This window comes from Aliirhizobium sp. YIM B11859, from assembly GCF_057163345.1.
This window is the reverse complement of the sequence record NZ_JBXHAY010000004.1, coordinates 522,479-540,418: the sequence shown is the minus strand read 5'-3', so window position 1 is coordinate 540,418 and position 17,940 is coordinate 522,479. Positions and strand designations below refer to the sequence as shown.

Sequence of the window (17,940 nt, the reverse complement as noted above, 5' to 3'; positions counted from 1 at the left end):
AGCACCAAGTGACTTGACGACTACGGCCAGCGGCACGGGCTCGGAAATTGCCGGTCCAAAAGTGATTGCGTCAAGGCATCAGGAACAATGCCTCTCCAACATCTGCAGCGACCCGACATGCTGATGCCCCATGGTGGCGGGGCGGCACCATCTTTATGATTTAATTATGTAATTTCTCCCCATCCCGGATCGCATCGGCAGAAATCGGGGGCATGTCATCCCTCCAACGAACTGCCGCAGCCCTGCGAGCCGTCGGCAGGGTATGTTGCCCGGCAACATAATCGAGGCGAACGAGATGCCGCGCAACGGATGGGGTAGCAAGCCTGTCATCGCAGCCCGGCACGCGCTTCGATCCGCAGCAACGCATACCTTTGGCCGCCACAACTCCCGGGTGGGCCAAAAGAGCGCATTGCACGTCCATTCGAAAAGCTGATCCTCAATCACGCGTCGCTCATGCGCCATTCGACTGCCGGGAGGCGGTCGGCAGCATGTCCCCGCTTTCTTTGACCACCAAGTCCCCAATCCCGCCAAAGGCGAGAAAACACGAAGCTAGATCAATGACGCACCCGGCGTCGTGGTCTTCAACATGGGCATGCCGCCTCGGCGACGGCCCGCTGCATTGCAAGGAGAAATGCATGACACGTCTGAATGAGAGCTTTCTGAAGGGCCGCGCCCGCCCGACCCCCCGTGTATTGCAATGGGGGGAGGGGAACTTCCTGCGCTCGTTTGTCGACTGGAAGGTCGATCTCTTGAACGAGAGAGCCGGTTCGGACTGGGGGGTGATCGTTCTGAGGCCGATCGCCGGTGGTCTGCCCTTCACCTTGAACGAGCAGGATGGCGTCTACACTGTCCTGTCACGCGGCATGAACGACGAGGGTGAAAAGGTTTCAGAGCCACGACTGATCGCTTGCGTACGCAAGGAAATGCCCTCGCACGAGGACTGGCCTGGCGTATTGGCGCTTGCCCAAGATCCGAACATTACCGTGATCGTATCGAACACGACGGATGCCGGCATCGCTTATGTCCCGACGGTCAGGTTTAATGATGCGCCACCCATTTCCTTCCCCGCCAAGCTGACCCGCTTCCTCCATGAGCGCTGGAAGGCGTTCGACGGCAAGGCGGAAGCCGGGTTGCAGATGATCGCCTGCGAGCTCATCGATCATAACGGCGAGGAGTTGCGGCGCATCGTGCTGCAGCATGCGAACGAATGGACACTCGAACCGGCGTTCATCACCTGGCTGGAAACGGCCAATGCCTTCTACAATACGCTGGTCGACAGGATCGTGCCCGGCTTTCCGCGGGCCGAGGCCGACGAGCTTGCCGAGGAACTGGGCTACGAAGACAAGTTCATGTCGGCGGCCGAACTCTTCCACTTTTTCGCGATCGAGCGGAAACCGGGAATGCCGGAGGTCAGGATCCCGCTGGCCGATTATGACGAGGGTACACTCGTCGTCGATGACGTGACGCCCTACAAAGCCCGCAAGGTGGCAATTTTGAATGGCGCCCATACCGGTCTTTGCGCCCTTTCGCTGCTTGCCGGTGTCGAATCCGTCGGCGAAGCCGTCTCGCAACCGGCCGGCGCTCGTTTCCTCGACCGGCTTTTAAACGAGGAGGTCATTCCTTTCCTTACTCTGCCAAAGGCCGAACTTCAGGAGTTTGCCGCAGCCGTACTGCGGCGTTTCCAGAACCCCTATATCCGCCACCTCTGGTACGACATCAGCTTAAACGGCATTGTCAAATATCAGACGCGCAATCTGGAGCGGCTGCTGGCCTATGATGAGAAATTCGGCAAGCCTGCTCCGTTGATGACTTTGTCGCTTGCCTCCTGGCTTGCTTTCTATCTCGGTCGTTTCGAGGCTGCCAAGGCATTTCCCCCGCGCGATTCAGCTGAGATCGTAGAACGCATCAAAACGATCGCCGCGATCGACGACGGATCCGATGAAGGGTTGGTCGCCATGGTCGCCGCCTATCTGCAGGAAACCGCTTTCTGGGGACGGTCGATCGACACGCCCGCCCTGCGGACGAAGGTGGCGGAAGACTTCCGCTACCTCACTGAGGAACCTTTCTCGTTCTCACGCCTCGAAGCCTTTCTGGACAAGGCCTGAGGCAGCATCGCGCCTATCAAACCCAGGAGAAGAGCATCATGACAGTCAGCACCCCAGCCGAGCTTGACGCACTTGTTGCCCGCGTCGAGGCTGCCCAGAAGATCTATGCCGGTTTCAGCCAGCAACAGGTCGACGAGATCTTTCGCAATGCGGCGCTTGCCGCAGCCAACGCCCGTATCCCGCTTGCCAAGATGGCGGTCGAGGAAACCGGCATGGGCGTCATGGAGGACAAGGTGGTGAAGAACCACTTTGCCTCCGAATATATCTACAACAAATACAAGGACGAAAAGACCTGTGGCGTGCTCTCCGAAGAGCCCGAATTCGGCATCGTCACGATCGCCGAACCGATCGGCCTGATCTGCGCCATCGTGCCGACGACGAACCCGACATCGACCGCCATCTTCAAGGCGCTGATCGCGCTGAAGACCCGCAACGGCATCGTCTTTTCGCCTCACCCGCGCGCCAGGCGATCGACCTGCGAGGCAGCCCGCATCGTGCTCGATGCAGCGGTCAAGGCCGGCGCGCCGAAGGATATTATCGGCTGGATCGACGAACCAAGCGTCGAGCTCTCAAACGCGTTGATGCACCACGCGTCGATCGACCTGATCCTGGCGACTGGCGGACCGGGCATGGTCAGGGCCGCCTATTCGTCGGGCAAGCCGGCAATCGGCGTCGGAGCAGGCAACACGCCGGCAGTGATCGACGAATTCGCCGACATCAAGCGCGCCGTCGCATCGATCCTGATGTCGAAGACCTTCGACAATGGCGTGGTCTGCGCCTCCGAACAATCGGTCGTGGTGGTGGAAAAGGTCTATGACGCGGTCCGCGAACGCTTTCGTGGTCATGGCGGTTACGTCCTTTCGGATAACGAGGCGGGTGCCGTCAAAAACCTGATCCTGAAGAACGGCTCGATCAATGCCGCAATCGTCGGCCAGTCGGCGCAGAAGATCGCTGAAATGGCGGGCTTCGAAGCCCCGGCCGGCACCAAGGTGCTGATTGCTGAGGTGGAGGCGATCGACAGTTCCGAACCCTTTGCCTTCGAGAAGCTTTCTCCGTTGCTCGCCATGTACAAGGCGGCAAATTTCGAGGAGGCCTGCGACAAGGCCGAGGCTCTCGTCGCTTTCGGTGGCGTCGGCCATACCTCGGTGCTTTATACAGACCAGGACCTCCAGACACAGCGGATCTCAGTCTATGGCACAAAGCTCAAGACATCACGCATCCTGATCAATTCGCCCGCGTCGCATGGCGGTATTGGTGACCTCTACAACTTCCGCCTGGCACCGTCGCTGACGCTCGGCTGCGGCTCCTGGGGCGGCAACTCGATCTCGGAAAATGTCGGCCCTCAGCATTTGATCAATCGCAAGACGGTCGCCATGCGTGCAGAAAACATGCTCTGGCACAAGCTACCGCCGTCGATCTATTTCCGCCGCGGCAGCCTGCCATTCGCACTGGAAGACCTCAAGGACAAGAAGCGGTGCCTGATCGTCACCGACCGCTTCCTGTTCGAAAACGGCAATGTCAACGACACGATCCGCATCCTCAAGGATCTCGGTCTTGAGGTGGAAGTGTTTTTCGAAGTCAATGCCGACCCGACGCTTGCGGTCGTGCGCAAGGCAACCGCACTCGCCAATGCGTTCCAGCCGGACCTGATCCTGGCTGTCGGCGGCGGTTCGCCGATGGACGCGGCGAAGATCATGTGGGTGATGTACGAACATCCGGATGTCGAGTTCACCGATCTCGCGCTACGCTTCATGGATATCCGCAAGCGCATCTACCGGTTCCCGAAACTCGGCAAGAAGGCGATCTTCGTCGCTGTGCCGACCACCTCGGGCACCGGCTCGGAAGTCACACCCTTCGCCGTGGTGACGGACGAGGCGACCGGCATCAAATATCCGATTGCCGATTACGAACTGACGCCACAGATGGCGATCGTCGATGCCAATCTGGTCATGAACATGCCGAAGTCGCTGACCGCCCATGGCGGCATCGATGCGGTTACCCATGCACTTGAAGCCTATGTTTCGGTCATGGCCAACGAATATTCGGACGGACAGGCACTTCAGGCCTTAAAACTGCTCAAGGCCTATCTGCCTTCCGCTTACAAGAACGGGGCAGGGGATCCGAAGGCGAGGGAACAGGTGCATAACGCGGCAACGCTTGCCGGCATCGCGTTTGCCAACGCCTTTCTCGGCGTCTGCCACTCGATGGCTCACAAGATCGGCGCCGAATTCCACCTGGCCCACGGCCTGTCGAACGCTTTGCTAATCGCCAATGTCGTGCGCTACAACGCGGTCGACAATCCGAGCAAGCAGGCAGCCTTCAGCCAGTATGACCGGCCAAAGGCGCTTTGCCGCTATGCAGAAATCGCCCAGCATCTGGGTCTTAGCGGCAAGACGGATGCGGCCTCTGTCGAAAATCTCGTCGCGTGGCTGGAGCAGCTGAGCCGGGATCTCGATATCCCGCCATCTATCCAGGCGGCCGGCGTAGCAGAGGCCGATTTTATGGCAAAGATCGACAGATTGGCCGAGATGGCATTCGACGACCAATGCACCGGCGCCAATCCTCGTTATCCGCTGATTGGCGAGATCAGGGAAGTGCTGATCGCAAGCTACTACGGCCGTGCTTATGTCGAGGACCGCAGGGATGCGCCTTCCGCCAAGCGTAGTCAGGTCGTGCCGCTGAAGGCCAAGGCCTGATCCTCAAGGCCCATACTATGCGAAATCCACCATGTCCGACCGGGCATGGTGGATTTCGTTCGCCTGGAAACTGCATCCTTCGTACCCATGACGGTCAAATCGACATGGTAGAGAAAACAGCCCAAGCTCCAAAACTGACCAAACTTTGAGCGAATGCCTCTCCCGTCTCTTTTGCAGGCAGCCGGGCTACAATCGGTCGGTAATTTCGCATCTTCTGTAATAGCCTGAAATACAAACAACAAAGATCGGACATCGGGCTGATCGGGGAGAGTGGCACATCGCTTGCTTATTGATGATTGTTGGACAATCACCAATTTGTGCCTTTCATTTTCCGGAGACAGCCATGCGAATGAAGAAATCCCATTCACGCCTCCTCAAGAGCGCATTGATCTCACTGTGCCTTGCCGGGGCGAGCATGAGCAATGCGGCACACGCCGAGACCACCATCAATGCGGTAATGCATGCGCCCCTGCGTGCACTGGATCCGGTGATCAGCACAGCCTATATCGCCCGCAACTTCGGCTACATGCTCTATGATACGCTGCTGGCACTCGATGCCGACGGAAACGTCAAGCCGCAGATGGCCGACTGGAAGGTCTCCGACGACGGCAAGACCTATACGATAACCCTGCGCGACGGGCTGAAATGGCATGACGGCAAGCCGGTCATGCCTGAGGATTGCATCGCCAGCCTGAAACGCTGGGCCCAGGCGGACAAGCTCGGCCAGGTTCTGATGACGCTCGTCACCGAGATGAAGCCGGTCGACGACAAGAGCTTCACCATCGCCTTGAAGGAGCCGACCCAGCTCGTTCTGACGGCACTCAGCAAACCGAGTGGTGTTGCTCCGTTCATGTTCCCCAAGGCAGTTGCCGAAACGCCTGTAAGCACCCCGATCACCTCGACCATCGGATCCGGCCCGTTCAAGTTCGTCACCGCGGAATTCCAGCCCGGCGTCCAGGCTGTGTTTGAAAAGAACACCGATTACGTGCCGCGCTCCGAACCGGCAAGCGGCCTTGCCGGCGGCAAGGTCGTCAAGGTGGACAAGGTCAAGTGGATCGGCATGCCGGATGCGATGACCTCGGTCAATGCACTGATGAGCGGCGAGATCGACATGATCGAGCAGGTTCCGCATGATCTTCTACCGCTGTTTGAAGGCAATGCAGACGTCGAAAAGGTCGTCTTCGCCAAGCAGGGCAGCCAGAATGTCGTACGCCTCAATTTCCGCCAGCCGCCTTTCGATAATCCGAAGATCCGCAAGGCCGCAGCACTTGCACTTGGTCAGCAGCAGCTGATCGACGCACAGGTCGGCGCCGGTTCGCCTTTCGGCAAGACCTGCCCGGCCGTGTTCGGCTGCGCCAGCCCCTATGCCAGCGATTATGGTGCCGACGAGATCGTCGCGTCACATCCGGAAGAATCCAAAAAGCTGCTCAAGGAAGCAGGCTATGACGGCAAGCCGATCCTGTTGCTGCATGCCACCGACATTCCGAGCCTGAGCCCCATGGGTCCAGTCTTTGCCCAGGAACTGCGTGACGGCGGCTTCACCGTCAACATGGTGTCGATGGATTGGGCCAGCGTCGTCGCCCGCCGTTCGTCCAAGGCACCGATTGCCGAAGGTGGCTGGAATATATTCTCCACCACCAATGTTCTGCCCGATGTCGGAAGCCCGATCGGTTTTGTCGGCGCGGCCGCCGGTGGCGATGCCGCATGGTTCGGTTGGCCGGATGTCCCGGCCATTGAGGCTGCCCGCGCCAAGCTGGCCCGGACTGCCGATCCGGCTGAAGCCAAGAAGATCGGCCAGGAAATCCACAAATTGATCATCGACAACACGACGTCGATCCCGATGGGCGAATTCAGCAATGTCGAGGTGATCAGCAAGAAGCTGACCAACCAGATTTCCGCTGAAGCACCGGTGTTCTGGAACATCGAAAAGGCGGAGTAACGGTATGCTCGGCTTCGTCGTAAAACGCATCCTGTCGTCCATCCCGGTCCTGTTCATGGTCGCAATCATCGTCTTTCTGATGTTGCGGCTATCACCCGGCGATCCGGCTGCCATGATTGCGGGCAGCAATGCCACGGAAGAGCAGCTTGCCGGCCTGCGCGAAGCCATGGGACTTAACAAGCCTATTCTGGAGCAGCTCTATATGTGGCTGGGCCAGGTCCTCTCGGGCGACCTCGGCAACTCGCTCATCTCAGGCCTGCCCGTCACCAAGATGGTGATGGACAGGATGGGGCCGACGATCTCGCTCAGCCTGTGCACGATCATCTTCGCGGTGATCGTCGCCATCCCGCTCGGCATCATTGCGGCGTGGCAGCAGGGCAAATGGGTAGACCGGCTGGTAATGGCGGGGTCGGTTCTCGGTTTCTCCGTCCCCGTCTTCATCATCGGTTACACGCTGATCCTGGTCTTTGCCAGGATGCTGAACCTCTTCCCGGTTCAGGGCTACCAGCCGATCTCGAACGGTATCGGTCCCTTCGCCGCCCGCATGGTCCTGCCGACAGTAACGCTCAGCTTTCCCTATATCGCGCTGATCGCCCGCATCGTCAGGACCAATGTGATCGAGGTGATGAACGAGGATTTCATCCGCACGGCCCGCGCCAAGGGGATGACGGAGGCCGCCGTGCTTGCCCGCCACGCGCTCGGCAATGCAGCCGTGCCGATCATCACCATTATTGGCGTCTCGATCGCCATGCTGATCGGCGGCGTCGTGGTAACGGAATCGGTGTTCAACATCCCGGGTCTCGGGCGTCTGGTGCTCGAAGCAGTACTGGCGCGCGACTACACAGTCATCCAGTCGCTGATCCTGCTCTTCTCCGCGATCTACGTGCTGATCAACCTGGTGGTGGACCTGCTCTACGGCTTCTTCGACCCACGCATCCGCTACTGATCAGAACCGTGTTCCCGGCTCATCGGAGGCAGGGAATGCATGCGATCCGTCTCGCCGGCACCGGCGAGGTCACTTGTCTCCCAAAGAACGCGAGTTGGCTTCGAACCCATGACGACAACGACGACACAACCCGGAACCCAGACCGCTCCACCTTCTGCGCCCCCCGCAAGCCCGTCCCTGCCAAGCATGGACGGGCCGAGCCAGAGCTCGGGCCTGAAAGCAGGGGTAGAAGCACTGTTTTCCAACAATTTCGGAAGAGTTGCCGCCATCGTGCTGCTGCTGATCGTTGCCATGGCGATCCTCGCCCCCTGGCTCGGCACCTCAGATCCGGTCACGCTCAACACCGCCAATCGCCTGAAACCTATCTCTGCGGTGTCGTGGCTCGGCACCGATAGTTTCGGCCGTGACGTCTACTCGCGCATCGTTTATGGCGCCCGCATCTCGCTCAGCGTCGGTGCGGGAACGGTTTTGGTCAGCGTCCTGCTCGGCATCTTTTTCGGCGTCGTCGCCGGCTATTTCCGCTGGGCGGACATGGTGATCATGCGCTTTATGGACGGGTTGATGGCCATTCCCGGCATTCTGCTTGCCATCGCGCTCGTCGCCATTTCCGGCGCCACGCTGACGACCGTGTTGATCGCCATCTCGATCCCGGAAATCCCCCGCGTCGTTCGCATGGTCAGAAGCGTCATCCTCGGCGTACGCAACGAGCCCTATGTCGAGGCCGCCACCTGCCTTGGCACCAGCGTGCCGCAAATGGTCTGGCGCCACATGCTGCCGAACACTGTTGCCCCGCTTCTGGTGCAGGGCACCTATATTTTCGCCTCGGCGATCATGACGGAAGCGATCCTCAGCTTCCTCGGCGCCGGCGTGCCGCCGGAAACGCCGTCCTGGGGCAATATGATGGCAGACGGGCGAACTTACTTCCTGCTCAAACCGGAGCTCATCCTGTTCCCCGGCGTAATGGTGTCGCTGACCGTGCTCAGCGTCAATATTCTCGGCGACGTGCTGCGCGACAATCTCGACCCCCGCATGGCCAAGCGCCTCTGACCCGCAACGCCCGAAGGAGAGACATCATGAGCAACACTTCCGCCATCCCCTCGGTCGTCCTGTCCGTCCGCGATCTGAGCGTCGCAACGGTCTCAAGCGATCCCCGTTCGATCGTCCGCAATATCGGTTTCGATGTGCGTGAAGGCGAAACGGTCTGTGTCGTCGGCGAATCCGGTTCCGGCAAATCGGTCACCTCTCTTGCCTGCATGGGGCTTCTGCCGAAGGGTGCACTTGCGCCGACCGGCGGCGAGATCCTCCTTGATGGCGAGGACGTCCTGAAAGCCACGCCGGCGCGCATAAGAGCCCTTCGCGCCAGCAAGGTTGCGATGGTCTTTCAGGAGCCGATGACAGCGCTCAACCCGGTTCAGCGGGTAGGCGATCAGATCGACGAGGTTCTTCGGCTGCACACCAAGCTGACATCCGCCGAACGCAAGGAAAAAGTCCTGAAGATGCTGGAGCGGGTGAAACTGCCCGACATCAAGCGCATCTACAATTCCTTCCCGCACCAGCTTTCCGGCGGCCAGAGGCAGCGCATCGTCATCGCCATGGCGCTGATCCTGCGTCCCCGCCTGCTTCTCGCCGACGAGCCGACCACCGCGCTCGACGTCACCACCCAGAAACAGATCCTGTCGCTGATCCGCGAATTGCAGGAGGAGGAAAAGACCGCCGTCGTCTTCGTCACCCACGATTTCGGCGTTGTGTCCGAGATTGCCGACCGGATCGTGGTGATGAACCGCGGCGACATGGTGGAGGAGGGAACCCGCGACGAGATCCTGACTGCACCGAAAGAGGACTATACCCGCATGCTGGTCTCGGCCGTGCCGAGCCTCATTCCCCGCCGCGAACCCCTGCCGAACAATCCGCCCGTGCTCGAAGTCATCGGTTTGGGGAAACGCTACGAAGAACGGCGCTTCTTCGGCGAGAACCGGGTCGTCGTCGCTGCCGACAATATCAACTTCACCGTCAGACGGGGCGAGATCACCGGCATTATCGGCGAGTCCGGCTCGGGCAAATCGACGGTAGCGCGCTGCGTCATTCATCTCACCGATCCGACCATCGGCGCCGTCTTCCTGTCGGGCAAGGATATCGTCGGCGAACGCAACATGAGGCCGATCCGCAAGAAGGTGCAGTACATCTTCCAGGACCCCTATCGTTCGCTCAATCCGCGCCGCACCATTGGCCAGTCGCTGATCGAAGGGCTGATCAATTACAGCATGCCGGAGGCTGAGGCGGTGAAGAAGGCGGAGGAAACGCTCGAACTCGTCGGCCTGCCGGCCAATGTCATGAGCCGTTATCCGCATCAGTTTTCCGGCGGCCAGCGCCAGCGTATCGCGATCGCCCGCGCGATCGTCATGGAACCGGATGTGCTTGTAGCCGACGAGGCTGTCTCGGCACTCGATGTGTCAGTGCAGGCGCAGGTTCTGAAGCTTTTTGAGGAAATCCGCGAAAAGACCGGCGTCGCCATCCTGTTCATTACCCATGACCTGCGCGTCGCCGCTCAGATCTGCAACACGATCGTGGTGATGGAACGCGGCAAGGTGGTGGAACAGGGCAGCGCCATCGACGTGCTCAGCGCCCCGCAACACAGCTATACCCAGGCCCTGATCGCCGCGGCGCCCGCCGCGGACTGGGATTTTCAGAATTTCAGGCCGGCACGCGCGTCAGCCTGACTATGATCCCCCATCCCGTACCCAGTTGCGGGATGGCGTTCCCCTTCGCCCGACGGGACCGCTGTGATGGCGATCCTCCATCCGATCCATCGAGGCAAGATCACCATGCGCATCATCTTCTGCGGCTTCCAGCACGAAACAAACACCTTTGCTCCATCCAAGGCGGATTATGCCGCCTTTGAGCATGGCGGCGGTTTTCCCGGCATGACTCGCGGCGACAAAGTCTATGACGAGCTGGTGCCAACCGCCAATCTTCCGGCCGCCGGCTTCATCATCGAGGCGAAAAAGGCAGGGGTCGAACTGGTGCCGATCCTCTGGACGGCGGCAAGCCCCTCTGCGCATGTCACCGAAGCCACCTATGAAAAGATCGCCGGCGAGATCGTCGATGGCATTCGTGACGCCTTGCCGGCGGATGCCGTCTATCTCGACATCCATGGCGCCATGGTCACCGAGCATTTCGATGACGGCGAGGGCGAATTGCTGCGGCGTGTGCGCGCCGTCGTCGGCGCGGATGTCCCGGTCGTCGCCAGCCTCGACCTGCATGCGAACGTCACGCAGCGGATGTTGGCAGAAGCCGATGCACTGGTCGCCTACCGCACCTATCCGCATACGGACATGGCCGATACCGGCCGGGCCGCCTTCCATCTGATCGAAAAGCGCATCGCGCTCGGCAAATCCTTCGCAATGCACGCGCTTCGCGTTCCCTTCCTGTTGCCTATCTGCTGGCAATGCACCCAGGACGAGCCGGCCGGCGGTCTCTATCGCAAGCTCGAGGCGATCGAGACAGAGACGGGCGCGATCAGCATGTCCTTCGCAATGGGTTTTCCGGCCGCCGATTTTTCAGAGTGCAGCCCGGTCATCTGGGCCTATGGCGAGGATCAGGCTACGGCCGAAAAGGCTGCAACCGAGCTTTACGATGCAGTGATGGCAGCCGAAGCCAGTTTCGAGGGCCCTCTCTATGAACCGGATGCCGTGGTCAAGAAGGCGATGGCGGATGCTGCAGCGGGCATGACACCGATCGTGATTGCCGACGCTCAGGACAATCCTGGCGCCGGCGGCAATTCCGATACTACCGGGCTGTTGCGGGCGCTGATTGCCAATGACGCACAGGATGCCGCAATCGGGGTGATCTACGATCCAGCCGCCGTCGCGGTCGCACATAAGGCAGGCGAGGGGGCAATAGTCGAACTGACACTCGGCGGCCACTCCTCGGTCGAGGGTGATGCACCGCTTGTCGAAACCTTTACCGTCGAAAAGCTCTCGGACGGTCACTTGCGCACCTATGGGCCCTATTATGGCGAGCGTGACATGTATCTCGGCCCGTCCATCTGCCTGCGGAAAGGTGGTGTGCGGGTGGTCGTTGCCAGCCACAAGGCACAACTCGCCGACCAGGCGATGTATCGCTATGTCGGCATCGAACCGACCACCGAAAAGATCCTGGTGGTCAAAAGCGCCATCCATTTCCGCGCCGATTTCCGCCCGATCGCAGCCGACATCCTGACGGCGGTTGCCCCCGGCCCGATGGCGATGCTCGCCACCGACTGGCAGTGGAAGAACCTGCCCGCCGATATCCGCATGTCGCCCTGCGGCCCGACCTATGCCGAGGTTTCGGCGAACTACGCGTGACGCCGAACGGCAACGTCGTCGGCCTCACGCCTGATCCTTCAATTTTCCATGTTCAAGGTAGAATGACATGACCACACCTGCCGTTTTCACCGATCCTGCGAGCCTCGGGATCGATGTCGAGGAAATCCTTGCCGCCCTGCAGCGCTGGGTGGAATGCGAAAGCCCGACGATTTCGCCGTCATCCGTCGACACCATGCTCGATCTCGCCGCAAGCGAACTGTCGATCGCCGGCGCACAGGTGGAAAAACTGGTGAGCGGTTTTGAAGGCCAGGCGGGCGCCGTTCTCGGCCGGTTTCCGCATGCCGATATAGGCAAGCCCGGCATTCTGATCATGGGCCATGTCGATACCGTCCACCCGCTCGGCACGCTCGGCGTTCTGCCGTTCCGCCGCGACGGCAATCTCTGCTACGGGCCGGGCATCAAGGACATGAAGGCAGGCGATCTTCTGTCTGTCTGGGCCATGCGTCAGCTCGGCCTGAACGGGATGGAAACACCGCTTCCCGTCAGCATCCTCTTCACCGGCGACGAGGAAATCGGCAGCCCCTATACCCGCCACATCATCGAGACCCTGGCGCGCCAGAACAAATATATCCTCGTGCCTGAACCCCGCGCCGACAATGGCGGTGTCACCATCGGTCGCCACGAGGTCGCGCGCTTTACGCTCACAGCCCGCGGCACGCCGACCCATGCGGGCGCGACGCCGGAAGCCGGCAGATCTGCGATCCGGATGATGGCGGAAAAGATCATCGAGATCGAAAGCCTGCGCACGCCAAGCACGACATTCGCTGTCGGCATCGTCAATGGCGGTCTCTGGTCGAACTGCATCACCACAACCTGCACGGCCGAGCTTCTGGTGCTGATCCGCGATCCGGCGGAAAAGGAAGAGCGGCTGGCCGCGCTTTCTGCCCTTGCAGTCGAAGGCAAGGCATCGTCCTTCGAGATCAAGCCGCTGCGCTTTCGGCCGCGTTGGGAGCCGACCGAAGCCTCCATGGCTCTGCATGCCCATGCCGTCGAACTGGCGAAGGCTCTCGGCACGGCCATTCCCGGCGAGATCTCGGGCGGCGGCTCCGATGGCAATTTCACCGGCGCGCTCGGTATCACCACGCTCGATGGCCTTGGCGCCTCGGGCCGTGATCATCATACGCTGAACGAACACATATATATCGACAGCCTTGTGCCGGCCACCATGCTGATGGCCAGCCTCCTGGCAACGTTGAAGTAAAGAAGAGTTTTCATGTCCATTGTCGATATCCGCTCCCCCAACCGTTCGCGCCACCTGAAGATGGAAAAGCCGGCCGCGCGAAGCAAAAAAGGCATTGTCGTTGCCCAGAACAGACTGGCTGCTCAGGTCGGCGCCGAGATCCTCTCTAAAGGTGGCAGCGCCGTCGATGCGGCGATTGCCGTCTCGTTTGCGATCGGCGTGCTCGAACCCTGGATGAGCGGCATTGGCGGCGTAGGCGCCATGCTGGTGCGCGGAACAGACGGCGCGATCACCACGATCGATGCCGGCGCCCGTTCCCCGGCAGGCCTCGATGCGGCCGATTTCCCGCTGGTCGAAGGTAAAGACGGCGACCTTTTCGGTTGGCCGACCGTGCTTGAAGACCGCAATGTCATCGGCGCCAAGTCGATCTGCATTCCAGGCCTCTTGAAGGGGCTGGCGCTCGCCCATGCCCGCTTCGGCCGCCTTCCCTGGAAGGATCTGGTCCTGCCGGCGGCAGCGATTGCGGAAGAGGGTCCCGTCGTCGATGCACAAACCACTGCCTGGATCGCCCAGGACATGTCCCGCCTTCTGCGCAACGAGGCCTGCAAGGCGTGGTTTCTGCCGAGCGGCCTGCCGCCATCCTCGCCGGCCGCCGTCAGCGGCAAGGTGGCGCGGCTTGCCTCGCCGAAGCTTGCAGAAACCCTGCGGACGATCGCCGAAAAGGGACCGATGGCGCTCTATTCCGGCCCACTCGCCGAAGCCCTGACTGACGATATCCGCACCGCTGGCGGCTATCTTACAGTGGCAGATCTCGAAGGCTTCAAGGCTGTCGAAGCGCCGGCGAAGAGTGAACCCTATCGCGACCACATGCTGCATATCGTGCCGGAACTGAATGGTGGCGTCACCATTGCGCTCGCCATGCGCCATCTCAACGGTGAGGAAAAGCCTTCCGGCAAGATGCCGTCGCCCGCCGACATGCTGTCCTACTGCAAGGCGATGGAAAAGGCTTGGGAGCACCGCTTCGCCAATCTCGGCGACGGAGCCGAACGGACATTGCCGAGTTGCACCACCCATTTCAGCGTCGTCGACAAAGATGGCATGGCGGTATCGCTGACGCAGACGCTGCTTTCGCTGTTCGGCTCCGGTGTTGTGTCGCCGCAGACGGGTATCCTTCTCAATAACGGCGTCAACTGGTTCGATCCGCGGCCGGGCCGGGTGAACAGTATCGGGCCGGACCGCAAGGCGCTCGCCAACTATTCGCCGATGATGATGACCGGACCGGGCGACGACGTGATCGCCATCGGTGGTTCGGGCGGCCGAAAAATCCTGCCGGCGGTCTATATGGCGCTCTGCCATGTCGCCGATTTCGGTTACGATCTGGAAACAGCCATCGGCGCGCCGCGCTTCGACATGTCGGCGCCGCCGCAGGTCGTGGTCGATGCACGCCTCGGGCGCGATATGATCGACAGCCTGTCGCAACATTATCCGGTCGTCATCGCCGAGCGGATCGAACATCCCAACCATTTCACCACGCTCGGCGCCGTTCGCCGGCAGGCGACGATCAACGAGGGTGTGGCCGAACCATTCCATGTTTGGGCCGACGCCGTGGTGGAAGGTGAAGACCTGTTCCCGGCAGGCTGAGGAGAGAGACGATGAGCGCTGATAACAAGGACGAGTTCTGGCATCTTCCGGCGACACGGATCGCAGCTCTGGTCGCCAGCCGAAAGGTCTCGGCGGTCGAGGTGGCGACAGATGCGATGGCGAGGCTCGAAACGGTCAATCCGGCAATCAACGCCGTGGTCGACTACCGGCCGGAAGCGGTGTTGAAGGATGCGCAAGCCGTTGATGCGGCGATTGCCGCAGGCAGAGCGCCCGGTCCTCTCGCCGGCGTGCCGATCACGATCAAGGTCAATGTCGACCAAAGGAGCTACGCCACCACCAATGGCATCACGCTGCAGAAGGATCTGATCGCCGAGACCAACAATCCCGTCGTCCAGAGCTTCATCGATGCCGGAGCCGTCTCGCTCGGACGCACCAACACGCCGGCTTTCAGCTATCGCTGGTTCACCAACAATCGTTTGCATGGTCATACCTACAATCCGCGCCGGAAAGATCTGACGCCGGGCGGCTCGTCCGGTGGTGCGGGAGCAGCAGTTGCGGCCGGCATCGGCGCGATCGGGCATGGCACGGATATCGCCGGTTCGGTGCGCTATCCCGCCTATGCCTGCGGCGTCCACGGGCTTCGTCCGACGATCGGCCGGGTCGCCGCCTATAATGCCAGCGGCAAGGACCGCACGATCGGCGGACAGATCATGGCCGTTTCCGGCCCGCTTGCACGGACCGTCGGCGATCTGCGATTGGCACTGGAGGCGATGGCAAGGCCGGATGCTCGCGATCCCTGGCATGTATCGGCCCCGCTTGTCGGCCCGACCGTGGCAAAGCGCGCAGCACTCTGCCTGCGTCCGGATGGTATGGAAACGGCGCCGGAATTGCAGAAGGCACTCCTCGACGCAAAGGACAAGCTGATCGATGCCGGCTGGGTGGTCGATGAGCTCGACAGCCTACCGCCGATCGCCGAGGCCGTGCCGGTGCAGATCACGCTCTGGCTCGGCGACGATTACGAGGGACAGGTCACAACAGCCGCGAAGGAAGGCGATCCGGGTGCTATTGCCGTTCTAGCCGGCCAGAAGGAGTTTGCCAAAACCATCGGTCTTTCGGAATTCTCGCAGGCCCTGTCGCGCCGCCTCGGCATTGCGCGGCAGTGGTCTCTATTCCTGGAGACCTATCCTCTGGTGCTTTTGCCGCCGAGCGGGGAACTGCCGTTTGCGGATAATCTCGACCTCGAAAGCCCGGAGGCCTATCGGCGCGTCTGGACGGCGCAGGCACCGATGATAGGGCTTCCGGTCGCCGGCATGCCCGGCCTCACACTCGCCTGCGGCCTCACCGATGATGGCACGCCGGTCGGCATCCATCTCGTTTCGGCCCGTTATCGCGAGGATGTCTGCCTGGCGGCAGCCGAGGCGATCGAGGTTCGATCATCGGCCGTTACCATTGCCGAGCCATAACGACAAAACCGGTCTTCGAAGGCAGGCCATTTTTAAATCGCCGGAAAAGACCAAAGCCTCGGATCGTAAAACGATCCGGGGCTTTGCTTCGATCAGGAAAGCTTGGTGACATGCACCTTAGGCAGGTCGCCGAGGTTCCATTTGCCCTCGATCGCCCGTTCGATCTGGGCACCGAGCTGCAGCAGCAGCGCATCGCTGCCGATCTTGCCCTGCACCTGCATGCCGAGCGGCAGGCCATTGGCATGCTTGGCAAGCGGCAGGGTCAGCGCTGGAGTGCCGCAGAGATTGTTGAGCGGCGTATAGGCGAAGAAGCCCCAGAGATTGGCAAACCAGTCGCGCGCCGAAGGATTGTCGGTGATCGTCAGATATTCGGTCGTGCCGATCGGCGGGGTTTCGCGGGCCGTCACCGGTGTGAGGATGATGTCCCAATCCTCGAAGAAGTTGCCAAAGGCCCGCGACGTTTCGTTGAACGCCAGCTGCATGTCGGCGCGTTCGGTATAGGTCGCGTCCTTGCCCTGTTCCCAGATGCGGATGTTCATCGGCTCGATCAGGTCGGCCGGTGGCTTGTCGAGGCCGCGCATGCGCATCAAGTTGTTCACCGTCTGGGCGAAGTTGGTGATGTAGCAGGTGGTCTGGGCCGTGTAGGCTTTTTCGAAATCGACATTCGGCGTGACCCATTCGACATGATGGCCGAGGTCTTCGAGGAAGCGGGCGACGCGGTCCAGTTCGGCCACCATATGCGACGACGACGTGTAGGGACCCCATTCATGCGACACGGCGATGCGCAGCGGCTTTGGATCGCTTTTGATCGTTTCAAGGAAAGGAATCTCAGGCGACCAGTAGGGCATGAATTCGCCGGGAGCGGCCCCGCGGCAATTATCGACAAACGCAGCAGTATCACGCACCGACCGGCTGACGCAGCCTTGCGTGGAGACGACCGAAGTGAAGTCGGAAGTCGCAGGTGCGATAGAGAAGGTACCACGGGACGACTTCAGACCGATCGCCCCATTGGTGCCGGCCGGGATGCGGATCGAGCCGCCGCCATCGGTGGCATGGGCAAGCGGCACGACGCCCGCACCGACCATGGCCGAGGAACCGGCAGACGAGCCGCAGCTGGTATAACCGGTATCCCAGGGATTGCGGGTGATATACATGGCCGGGTTTTCTGCCGAACTGCAGCAGCCGAATTCCGGCGTCGTCGTACGCGCGATGATGTTGAGACCGGCAGCCTTCATTTTCCTGGTCAGAAAGGTATCGGATGTCGGACGGTTCCCCTTCATGTAGAAGGAGCCCTGTTCCTGCAGCCGGCCGGCAAGCGTCGGCCCAAGGTCCTTCAGCAGGAAGGGCAAGCCGGCAAATGCTCCGTCCGGATTGGCGCCGTTGACGCTCGCATCGGCAACGGCATCCTCGAAGATCTCGATAACACCGCAGATGTCCGGATTGACGCCTTCTATGCCTGCGGCCGCCTGCGCCGCAAGCTCTGCTGCACTGACTTCACCCGTCTTCACCAGTTGCGCAAGCCCAAGCCCATCCTTGGCAAACCATTCGGCCCAACTCATTACCGTCGTCATATGTCATTCCCCGGTTTTCTTCTTGAGAGACACGGGCCCGGACAGGCCCGCACGATACGGTCGCACGGACAGTC

11 protein-coding genes are annotated in these 17,940 nt (G+C 60.9%); 10 read left to right on the top strand and 1 reads right to left on the bottom strand.

From position 1 onward, the window contains the following. The first annotated feature begins 635 nt into the window (after positions 1-635). The 10 genes from AC2GXZ_RS18935 to AC2GXZ_RS18890 all read left to right on the top strand — a co-directional run bounded on the left by AC2GXZ_RS18935 (position 636) and on the right by AC2GXZ_RS18890 (position 16,295). Positions 636-2,105, top strand: a complete 1,470-nt coding sequence (locus AC2GXZ_RS18935) for a tagaturonate reductase (RefSeq protein WP_483760737.1) — start codon at positions 636-638, stop codon at positions 2,103-2,105. After that, complete coding sequence (gene adhE, locus AC2GXZ_RS18930) at positions 2,102-4,801, top strand: bifunctional acetaldehyde-CoA/alcohol dehydrogenase (RefSeq protein WP_483760867.1); 2,700 nt, start codon at positions 2,102-2,104, stop codon at positions 4,799-4,801. Before AC2GXZ_RS18935 ends, adhE begins: the two co-directional genes overlap by 4 nt. Before the next feature lie 343 nt (positions 4,802-5,144). Next, positions 5,145-6,740, top strand: coding sequence for an ABC transporter substrate-binding protein (locus tag AC2GXZ_RS18925; protein ID WP_483760736.1), 1,596 nt, complete (start codon positions 5,145-5,147; stop codon positions 6,738-6,740). Positions 6,741-6,744: 4 nt separating this feature from the next. Continuing rightward, a complete protein-coding gene (locus AC2GXZ_RS18920) occupies positions 6,745-7,686 on the top strand; it encodes an ABC transporter permease (protein WP_483760735.1) in 942 nt (313 codons plus the stop codon). Between the two features lie 108 nt (positions 7,687-7,794). After that, positions 7,795-8,733 (top strand): ABC transporter permease, encoded by a 939-nt coding sequence (locus AC2GXZ_RS18915; protein ID WP_483760734.1) that lies wholly within the window; start codon positions 7,795-7,797, stop codon positions 8,731-8,733. Positions 8,734-8,759: 26 nt separating this feature from the next. Beyond that, complete coding sequence (locus tag AC2GXZ_RS18910) at positions 8,760-10,403, top strand: dipeptide ABC transporter ATP-binding protein (RefSeq protein WP_483760733.1); 1,644 nt, start codon at positions 8,760-8,762, stop codon at positions 10,401-10,403. A gap of 66 nt (positions 10,404-10,469) precedes the next feature. Then, positions 10,470-12,029 carry a M81 family metallopeptidase gene (locus AC2GXZ_RS18905; protein ID WP_483760732.1) on the top strand — a complete coding sequence of 520 codons (1,560 nt, stop codon included), beginning with the start codon at positions 10,470-10,472 and terminating at the stop codon, positions 12,027-12,029. A gap of 67 nt (positions 12,030-12,096) precedes the next feature. Next, positions 12,097-13,251, top strand: coding sequence for a M20/M25/M40 family metallo-hydrolase (locus AC2GXZ_RS18900; RefSeq protein ID WP_483760731.1), 1,155 nt, complete (start codon positions 12,097-12,099; stop codon positions 13,249-13,251). A gap of 12 nt (positions 13,252-13,263) precedes the next feature. Continuing rightward, a complete protein-coding gene (locus AC2GXZ_RS18895; protein ID WP_483760730.1) occupies positions 13,264-14,871 on the top strand; it encodes a gamma-glutamyltransferase in 1,608 nt (535 codons plus the stop codon). An 11-nt stretch (positions 14,872-14,882) separates the two neighbouring features. After that, a complete protein-coding gene (locus AC2GXZ_RS18890; RefSeq protein ID WP_483760729.1) occupies positions 14,883-16,295 on the top strand; it encodes an amidase family protein in 1,413 nt (470 codons plus the stop codon). Positions 16,296-16,387: 92 nt separating this feature from the next. Here the strand turns inward: AC2GXZ_RS18890 and AC2GXZ_RS18885 are convergent, their stop codons facing one another. Beyond that, positions 16,388-17,866: an amidase gene (locus tag AC2GXZ_RS18885; protein WP_483760728.1), complete on the bottom strand. Its 1,479-nt coding sequence runs from the start codon at positions 17,864-17,866 to the stop codon at positions 16,388-16,390. Between the last annotated feature and the right edge of the window lie 74 nt (positions 17,867-17,940).

Coding starts and splice junctions, on each gene's coding strand:
- AC2GXZ_RS18890 (WP_483760729.1), top strand. CDS start 14,883: ATGAGCGCTGATAACAAGGACGAGTTCTGGCATCTTCCGGCGACACGG.
- AC2GXZ_RS18925 (WP_483760736.1), top strand. CDS start 5,145: ATGCGAATGAAGAAATCCCATTCACGCCTCCTCAAGAGCGCATTGATC.
- AC2GXZ_RS18920 (WP_483760735.1), top strand. CDS start 6,745: ATGCTCGGCTTCGTCGTAAAACGCATCCTGTCGTCCATCCCGGTCCTG.
- AC2GXZ_RS18905 (WP_483760732.1), top strand. CDS start 10,470: ATGGCGATCCTCCATCCGATCCATCGAGGCAAGATCACCATGCGCATC.
- AC2GXZ_RS18915 (WP_483760734.1), top strand. CDS start 7,795: ATGACGACAACGACGACACAACCCGGAACCCAGACCGCTCCACCTTCT.
- AC2GXZ_RS18910 (WP_483760733.1), top strand. CDS start 8,760: ATGAGCAACACTTCCGCCATCCCCTCGGTCGTCCTGTCCGTCCGCGAT.
- AC2GXZ_RS18935 (WP_483760737.1), top strand. CDS start 636: ATGACACGTCTGAATGAGAGCTTTCTGAAGGGCCGCGCCCGCCCGACC.
- AC2GXZ_RS18885 (WP_483760728.1), bottom strand. CDS start 17,866: ATGACGACGGTAATGAGTTGGGCCGAATGGTTTGCCAAGGATGGGCTT.
- AC2GXZ_RS18900 (WP_483760731.1), top strand. CDS start 12,097: ATGACCACACCTGCCGTTTTCACCGATCCTGCGAGCCTCGGGATCGAT.
- AC2GXZ_RS18895 (WP_483760730.1), top strand. CDS start 13,264: ATGTCCATTGTCGATATCCGCTCCCCCAACCGTTCGCGCCACCTGAAG.